Source organism: Paenibacillus oryzae (genome assembly GCF_001675045.1).
GTDB classification, from domain to species: Bacteria; Bacillota; Bacilli; order Paenibacillales; family Paenibacillaceae; genus Pristimantibacillus; species Pristimantibacillus oryzae.
Genome location: NZ_LYPA01000079.1, coordinates 74,058 through 82,747 on the forward strand (window position 1 = coordinate 74,058; position 8,690 = coordinate 82,747).

At 53.1% G+C, this 8,690-nt stretch carries 5 protein-coding genes; all 5 read left to right on the forward strand.

All coding sequences use genetic code 11. The annotated features are described in order from the left end of the window. The first annotated feature begins 7 nt into the window (after nucleotides 1-7). The 5 genes from A7K91_RS24050 to A7K91_RS24070 are packed head-to-tail and all read left to right on the forward strand — an operon-like array spanning nucleotide 8 to nucleotide 8,333. A complete protein-coding gene (locus A7K91_RS24050) occupies nucleotides 8-2,329 on the forward strand; it encodes a hypothetical protein (protein WP_068687034.1) in 2,322 nt (773 codons plus the stop codon). A 23-nt stretch (nucleotides 2,330-2,352) separates the two neighbouring features. After that, nucleotides 2,353-3,648: a vWA domain-containing protein gene (locus tag A7K91_RS24055; RefSeq protein WP_068687035.1), complete on the forward strand. Its 1,296-nt coding sequence runs from the start codon at nucleotides 2,353-2,355 to the stop codon at nucleotides 3,646-3,648. Nucleotides 3,649-3,666: 18 nt separating this feature from the next. Beyond that, the gene (locus A7K91_RS24060) at nucleotides 3,667-4,305 is read left to right on the forward strand and encodes a hypothetical protein (RefSeq protein WP_068687036.1); all 639 of its coding nucleotides are present in this window, start codon (nucleotides 3,667-3,669) and stop codon (nucleotides 4,303-4,305) included. A gap of 15 nt (nucleotides 4,306-4,320) precedes the next feature. Then, nucleotides 4,321-5,589: a TRAFAC clade GTPase domain-containing protein gene (locus tag A7K91_RS24065; protein ID WP_068687037.1), complete on the forward strand. Its 1,269-nt coding sequence runs from the start codon at nucleotides 4,321-4,323 to the stop codon at nucleotides 5,587-5,589. Then, on the forward strand, nucleotides 5,586-8,333 hold the full coding sequence (locus A7K91_RS24070; RefSeq protein WP_068687038.1) for a GAP1-N2 domain-containing protein: 2,748 nt from the start codon (nucleotides 5,586-5,588) through the stop codon (nucleotides 8,331-8,333). Before A7K91_RS24065 ends, A7K91_RS24070 begins: the two co-directional genes overlap by 4 nt. The last annotated feature ends 357 nt before the right edge of the window (nucleotides 8,334-8,690 follow it).

An 8,690-nucleotide genomic window follows, 5' to 3' on the forward strand; every position in this document is an offset into this window, starting at 1 on the left:
TTAAGGTATGCAGAGAGAATTGATTGCCTTCGCGGAGCAATACGATGCGGAAGCGGACCGCGTGATCGACGATCATGCGGGACAAATCAGCATGAATAACCCGCTGCTGTTTCTTTTCGTCGGAGACCAGTCCCTTGAGGCGCTGCAAGCTGTCTATGACGCCAATACAAGGAAATGGAACAACAGCCGCGGCGTCCTGTATTTACATGTGTATCAGGAGCGCACCATGGAGCGGGACAACGTGTTTTCGTTTCGCCTGCCTGCGGCTCATTCCGACCGGAAAAAGCAGCGGCCCGAGCTGCGGGCGGCATTTTATGAGGACCCGGAGGTGCTTGCAGGCCTGAACCGGAGTATTCGCAGCGTCAGCCATACGATTGCGGAGTACGGGAAGCTGTACTCCTCCTTTCAATGGATGAACGTAGCGACCGTTGCCAGAGTGGACGACCCTTGCAGCATTATGCTGCCGGAAATCGCCATTTTGCTAAAAACGATTCTGGGAGAGTCGTTCAAGCTGATTCAGATGGACTTCTACGGGCTGATTAGGGAGCGTCATGCCGATGAACTTTCCTCCGCGCTTGGCGTCAGCTTTTTGCGGGAAATGGATGCTTTTCAGGATCGCGCGTATTCCTTCAAGGGGCCGCTTAGAGTAACGGAGGACCAGGTCAAGCTGGAGGTGGAGCATGGTGCTGCGCCTCTGTTTGACCTCGTTTATTTACTTAGCGACAAAAACGAAGAGGGCATGTTTCCGGAAGCGGGAATGGACGCCAACTACAGCATTTTGTGCAATATGAACCTTTTGAAAAACCGCAAGATCGTAGAAGAGGACAGCCGCAGCCAGGAAAGCTACAACAACCAGCACTTTCGCCAGCATATTCAGCCCTCCTCCTCACGGGAAACGGTGTATGCAACAGCCGGCTTTTCCCGAATGAAGCGGCCAAGCAAGGCGATTGCCTTAACGGTAGCGTCCCATCTGCTGAAGCAGGTGATTGGCAGACTGGAGGAGCAAAGCCGCCTTGACCGCCGCTCCGTCGCGGGGGTTTTCGGCTTTCAGCTAGACAAAATCGACCGCAGGGTAGAGCCGCTGCTGCCGGGCAGGGAAAGCCTGGAGGAGATGCATGGCATGCTTTCCGAGTCTATATCGTCGTCGGAGCTTCGCAGGCTGACGCTTGGACAGGCGGAGGAACGGCTGTTTGGCGAGCATGCGGTCGCTTTTTTTCGTAAAAACATGATCGAGCCCGCAGAAAAGCGGCTGCTGCAAGCCGAGCCGGAGCGGGAGCTGCAGGAGCTGGTGAAGGCGCGCATCATCGACAATCCCGCTTATGGGCTATATAGCGCCTGCCTGTGGACGGCCGAGCATGACGAGCGCTCCGCCCTGCATGAGCTGCATTTGCTTCGCAAGGATACGGTCAGGCAGCTGGCGGAGGCGGAGGTTGCGTATCAGGCGATGATGCAGGAGCCGGTCGAGGCGCAGGCGTTGTCGCGTTTTAGCTTGTTTGAGAAAACGCGCATCAAGCAAATCAGCCGGCATATTTTCGACAAGCTGTACGGAATGAAATACGATATGCTGTTTTTGGAAATGCGAATGAAGTGGCTGGACCGGTGCAAGCACGCCCTGGAGGCGATTCATAGCAGCCTGAAGGGGCATGTCAATGCCATGAAGCAGCTGGATAAGCTGCTTGCAGACACCGCGCGCCAAAGCGTTTCGGAGGCCAGCGACTATTTGGGCCGCAACATTCCGGAGTATTACGGCTCGGTGGTAAAGGAGATTATGAGCGATCTCCAGTCGCGCCATGGCGACGCCTTTCTTTTTGACGACCGATATTTGGGCAATGTGCTGCATCTGCTGGAGCAAGGGGCGGATAAGCTGCGCGATGCGGTGCTTGTCATTTGCAAGCGCGATTTGTTCCGATATCCGCAGTTCGGCCAATCGTTTGAGGATGAGCTGCTGCAGCGGGCCAATATCGGGGTGAATTACGAGGACCGGGACAAGGTATTGTCCAAGGAGGAGCTGTACCGCGACCTTTATGTTACGCTGGAGGACAATGCGGGCATGCATATGCATATCTTTAATTATTTGCACAAGCATCGCTATGAGGAAAAATACTTTTTTGCCGATGCGGACAGCGAGTTTATGCAATTTGCGTTTACGAGAGATAAGGGAAGCCGCAGCTACAAGCTGGGCTGCATTCATGTCCCCCGTTCGGCGTCTATCGAAAAGCTGAACATTATGGGCGGCTTTCAGCTGGATGACATGATGTATGTCATCAACGGGCGGAAATATTATGAATCGTATCAGGAAAACGGCTTTCAGTTTCATGCAACGACCTGAGTACAAGGAGGCGGGGACAAAAGATGTTCCAGCGTAGAGTGAACTTGCTGATGGTGCTGTTCAGCATCATCGGCGGCGTTGCCGGATTTTTCGCAGGCGAGGCCTTATTGATTTGGGGAGAGGGAAGGATGCCCCATTTCTTTTTGATGGGTCTATATTTTGGCCAGTTGGCTTTATGGGTGGCATTCTTCTGCCTGCTTGCGGAATACATTTCGCCGGACATCAACGGAAAGGGATGGCGGCTGCGCAATGGCCGCGACGGCTGGAAGCTGCTGGTGCCGGCTTCGCTTGTTCTGATGCTTGTGGCGGGCATAGCGCTGCAGTTTGTATACGGCCTGTACTTCGGGAAGGTAAAGCCGCCGCAGGATATTTTGCTTGCCGTAGATACATCCGGCAGCATGACGGAGACAGATCCCGATCAGGTAAGGCTGCAAGCCATTCGCAATTTGATTCAAAGTCTGGAATCGGACAAGCGGGTCGCGATTATTACGTTTAGTGATCGGGCAGAGGTGCTGCAGGACCTGACGCCTGTAGCTGACCAGTCCATGAAGGATGAGGTGCTGGGGCTGCTGGACAATATGCCGGAGCCAGACGGAGGCACCGATATAGCCGCCGCACTGACGGTATCAATGGAGCTGATTTCCGCCGTTTCCAATGACGGTCGCAACAGCACAGTTATTCTTATCTCGGACGGCTTCAGCGAGGTGGATCTGGACCAGGCGCTGAAGCCTTATCAGGAGGCTAGAGTAGGCGTGCACGCCATTGGCATGGGCGCAGAAAACCAGCAGGGCAATAATTTGCTAAAATGGATCGCGAACCGCACGGGCGGCACTTTTTATGAGGTAGATAAGGTGCAAAGCTTGTCGGGCGTCGTGACTCAAATTTATCGTTCCACCCAAACATGGCATTTGGTCGGAGAAAGAACGGGCGCATTGGCGGACAGTCTTTATTATGCCATTGTCCGCGTTGGCTGCATCGTCATTATTGGCGCGTTGATGGGGCTGGGAGCCGGTTCGATGTTCGACAATCGTTATCTGGTTAGAAGCTATCTGGTCGGCGGCGCAATCGGAGGGCTGCTTGCCGGGCTCATTCTGGAGCTGGGCCTGCAGGGACGCGGACCGGATTGGCCGGCTTATTTCTATCGCGGGACAGCCGATGTCCTGCTGGCGATTATATTGTCCTTATCCACGCTTCTGGTCGCTTATAAGCAAAGCTCGTCCATGGATGGCGCTGACAGCTTTTCTTTCCGTAACCGAGGTTATGGGGGACGGTCGCAGAACGGAAGGGAAGCACAAGGTACCCATAGAGACTTCAACTGACGGGGGTGGAGCAGAGGGATGGAATGGAGCGGCTCGGTTCAGGACAAAAAGCGGATAACCGATATCCGTCATTATATTCAGGATAATGAATGCATCATGACATGGAAATGGCCGGAAGGCATTTCTTATGTCTATGTCCACGGCCATCACATGGATGCCGAGACGCCGCGCGGAAGGCCGCTGGATGAAGAGATGCGATTATACACCAGAGAGGAATACAAGGCCCGCCAAGGCTACCGCGTCAAGCTGGAGGGCATCGGAAGGCTTGCCTTCCGCATCTATGCCGCCGAACGGGAAAACGGCGTTATGGTGGTGAACAGGCAGGAGGATAGCGACAATCTGCTTGTGTTCAGCGCCGGCAAGGCCAAAATCCGCTATTCCATCAAATACGGAATGGCTTTGTTCCGCAAGCGGAAGCCGGTCTCCATCAGCCTGCACAGCGAGGTGTTCGTGTCCCGGGAAGCCTTGTGCTATGTCAAAAAGGAAGGGGCCGTGCCCGCGAGCAATGAAGACGGCGTGGTATACCCCTTTATCCATGATCTGAATCCCGGCAGAAATACGCTGCCGGACATTGAAATCGGCAAACAGGATTATATCCGCCTGTTTTTTACCGACCGGAGGAAGTACGGAGAGCTTTATGAGTTGATTCCAGAGTAACGGAGGGCTTGCGGCATGCTTGATTTTCTAAAGGACATATTCAAGAAAAAGGCTCCAGTCAAGGAGAAACCTCCTTTTTATCCTATCGTTTGTCCCTATTGCTTCAGCAAATTTCAGCCTGACGAGGTTGTGTTTCGGGCCACGCATCATCGTGATGACGACCAGGATTATGCGCTTCAGGAGGATGAGCTGCTAAACCGGTATCGCGAGAAGTTTAACCTGTCGCCTATCGACGAAATAGAAGCGGTTATCTATCCCGCACATATACCCGATGAAAATTTGATTTATTCCGAAAATGTGCTGGTTGCGCTAACGGACAACCACGGCATGCTTACCCGCAAACGGCTTTGCCCGCATTGCCATAACGAGCTGCCCCTGCCATCCGGCAAGGTTCCAAGCAACATTATTTCCATTGTTGGCGCGTCCGCTTCGGGCAAATCGGTCTATATGGCATCTCTGATCCATACGCTCCAGCAAACCACGGCCAGCAATTTTTCCGCCGCGTGCATGCCGCTTAATGCAGAGATTAGCAGAAGGTTCCGCCAAAATTACGAGGAGCCGATTTTCGAACGCGGCATGATGATCAGCACAACGCTGCGCGATGTCGTTCAGGAGCCGTTTATTTTTCAGTTCAGGTTTAAGGATGAGACTATACCGCCGCTGACGCTGGTCTTTTTTGATGTTGCGGGCGAAGGTATGGTGGATGACGCCTATCTGGACATTTATGCATCCCATATTAAAAATTCAGCCGGCATTTTGTTTATGGTTGACCCCATGCAGATCAAGACGATTCGCGACCGGCTGCTGGTTCGTTTTGGCGACCGTCAGGAGGAGTTTCCAAGCCAATATGACGAGCCGCGCGAAATTGTGATTTCTCTTTTCCAGAATTTTATCGGGCACGAGGAAAAAAGCGCAACCGATATTCCGACAGCGGTGGTTATTACCAAAAGCGATATGCTCCAGCATTTGAAGGAAGAGGACGGCGAATATATTCGTCCAAACAGCAACGTATTTAAAAATGTTGTCCATCAGCGGAGCCTGGACCTTGATGAATTCAACAATATTAACGGAGAGGTTACCCGGTTTATCGAAAAGGTGGACCGCCCGTTTAAGGATGCGCTGGATGTTTATTTCCGTGATACCGCCTACTTTGCCGTATCCGCATTGGGCGCCAATCCCGTCAACAAGCAAATTACGGGCGTCGTCAATCCCATTCGGGTAGACGAGCCGTTAATCTGGCTTCTATACAAGCTGCAATATATTGAAGGGAGCCGTTCGAAATGACCCAGCTTCCTCAAATTCAGCAGCATTATTACACACGCGCGCGCCAGGGCATTTTCAGAGCGACCGAAGGCTTGGACAGCGTGGCCAAATCCCCGGCTCTGGAGGATGCCTTTATCAAAAAAACGCTGCATCCCTTCTGCGTTTACTTGCCTCCGCATGAGCTGAGCCAGCGCGGCGAGCAGGATTATTCGCTGTACCCGGAATCGCTGACTGTGTTTCATGCCGAGTCGGGAGAGCTGGTGATTGGGCGCAGCATTATGGCGGGCGCTGATTTTACCGGACAGCGGGATACGATCTTTGTCCATCATTATATCGTTCCGTCCAAGCGCAAGGAGGACTATTTAGTATCCGGCAACGGCATTTTCCGCATCCGGTATTTTGAAAACCGGTTTGATGGGAGCCAGGGGCAGCAGCTGCCCGCGCTGGACGATATTCCTTTTGACACGGATTCCTATATTGACGGGCAAGCTGCCGTTCTGGAGCGGCTTGGCATCGATACGGATAAATTGCAGCAGCTGCTATGGGCCGTTATGGCTTCAATAGCCAGCAACAAAAAGGTGTATGTGACCTTAAACGTGGATGTATCGGAAAGTGCAACGTATGCCAAGCGGCTGACCGAAATTTTGTTCCATCTGCTGCCTTATGAGCTGCGGCGTCACTTTGGCTTCTCCACCTATCAAAACGAGCCGCAGCCCAAAAAATATTTAAATCTGATCTTTGTTGAAAAGGGCAGCATCCGCCCGGGCGAGCGCTCGCTCGACAAGGATTATTTATTTGATTTTGCTGGAAACCGATTTGCCAATGTCGATCTTCATGGCGGCGATCATTATTTTTTGGATTTGGCCATAGCCTTTCGGGAGCATCCGGAATTATTGGCGGCTTTTTTCTCGTTTGCGGAGGAAGCATTAGAGGGCTGCGAGCAGGCCAAGGCGATGTCCTATACGACCTACAATGAGCTGAGCGCTCTGTTTCGGATCAGCAAGGGGAAGCATGAGGTTTACGAGATAAACAAGGAAGGCGTGTTGACCTCCATCCTTGGTTATTTGAAGACAGGCGGGCCATCGTCAAAGCGGCAGCTTCGGCAGTTGTTTGAAAAGCTGGTAAGCTCCGAGATGGAAGCCATGCGAACCAGAGGCTCCGTATCCGCCGGTTATGCGGCCATTATGGTGGAGTATGCCGGGCATGCGGATAGCAGAACGCGGCAGATGCTGATCCGCGACCTGGCGCTTATTTTGCACAGCAATTGGAATACGCAAGGAGACGAGGATTTTACAGCGGCCGTTATGGACAGCCTGCAGCAGCAGTCTGACCTGTTTGCCGAGGTCATCCGGCAGCTTCAAAGCCAGACCAAATATATCCGCGTGCTGGAGGATTATATTTTGGCGCGTCTTGCGCCAGTAACGGATGTTAAGGGTATTATAGAGGAAATTATGTTTTGGAACGAAGCGGCTCCTTCTGTACTGGAGGAAACGTACTTTCCGAAGCAATGCGGAACCAAAATCGCGCAGGTGCTGGGCAAGGACCGGAGCCGCATCGGCAATGGGGAAAAGCTGTTTGATTTAATGGACGAGCTGGTAGCCGTTAATCCCGCGCTTCTTGATTTGACCGAGCTGGTCAAGCAGACGGTTGCCCATGCCGTTCTTGGAAGCCTGGAAGCGGAAAAGCTTACAATCGAGGAAGCCGGACGGCTTCATTATTTGGTCTATTATGCAAGTGAACCCCGCAGCAAGCTGGCTTCGCCTCATTCGCAGATTGTTAGAATCGCGGCAGCAGCAACATTTGTATGGGATACCAAGGTCAATGAGCTTGAAGAGATGGAGCAAACGCTCAATAAGCTGGACGAGGACCTGTTTGACAAGGTGCAGGCATTGCTGCGCCGCCAGCTTAAGGGCCGCGTTGAGGAAACTAATTATACAGCGGTTACCGGGGCTTTCTATATCCAGGGCTTTACCTCGGGAGAGCCGGAATACGACTATTCCGCCATGCTGGCTTATGTGGGCCATAATACCGGCAATGATGAGGATGTATTCCACTTCCTCCTGTGGCTTTCCGGCGCTGTTGAAGTGGATCACCGTTTTGCCGGAGGCGTCAGACAATATTTCCGAGAGCATAATCCCGAAGCTCTGAGGAACAAAAAGCGGGTCAGCCTGTTAAACGAAAGCGGCAGCAAGGAATTCCGCAAGCTCATCCAGGAGATTGAACGCAAGCAGCTGCCGGGCTATAAACGATTCCTGCGGGAGCAGAAAAAGCTGCTGATTTTGTTGGCGTTATTTCTTATCGGCGCTTTTCTGACGGTCAGCATTATCTGGATCTGGATGGATTCACGCCATTCCGGGGACAACGCCGAGCCGTCGCCAACGCCAAGCGCCGAGGCCACTCCTGCGGACACCTCCGTTCCATCCGCCACACCGTCTGGCGAGACGCCTGGAGCCTCCGGCACGCCTGATGGAGGAGTATTGCCAGAGGGTGAAGGGGAAGCCGAGGGAAGCGAGTCCGGCGGTTCGATCGACCAGAACGGCGGGACAGGAGGTACCGGTGGAGGAGCGGCAACCGGATCAACTGGCACTAACGGGGGCACCGGTGGCGGAGCGGCAACCGGATCAACTGGCACTAACGGGGGCACCGGTGGCGGAGCAACTCCCGGGACTACCGGAACTGAAGGGGCTTCCGGCGCAGGTACGCCTGCCGCAACGCCAGGGACCAACGGAGCTTCCGGAGCAGGTGCGCCTACCGCAACGCCATGAACAGATGGAGCTGTGGGGAAGCTTAGAGCGATAGCGGATAACAATAAACTGCAAAGAGAGGGCTATTATGGGAATCGCTACGGCGAACACTCATAATAGCCCTCCTTTTTACCAGTGATCAAAAGCTGCCAAAAGCTGCTAAAAGCTGCTAAAAGCTGCCATCAAGAACTGCAAGGTTAGATTTCCACCTTGTTGACCGCCCGGAGAAATTACAACGGACAAAAATGACCGTAAAACCTCATTTTAGCTACTTTGGCAGCGTGTAGCGGTCAGCAGTGTCTACGCTTGACCCATAACGCTTCCTTAAATTTACAGTAAAAAGCGATAGCTGCTCAAGACGTTTTGGAACACTTGGAG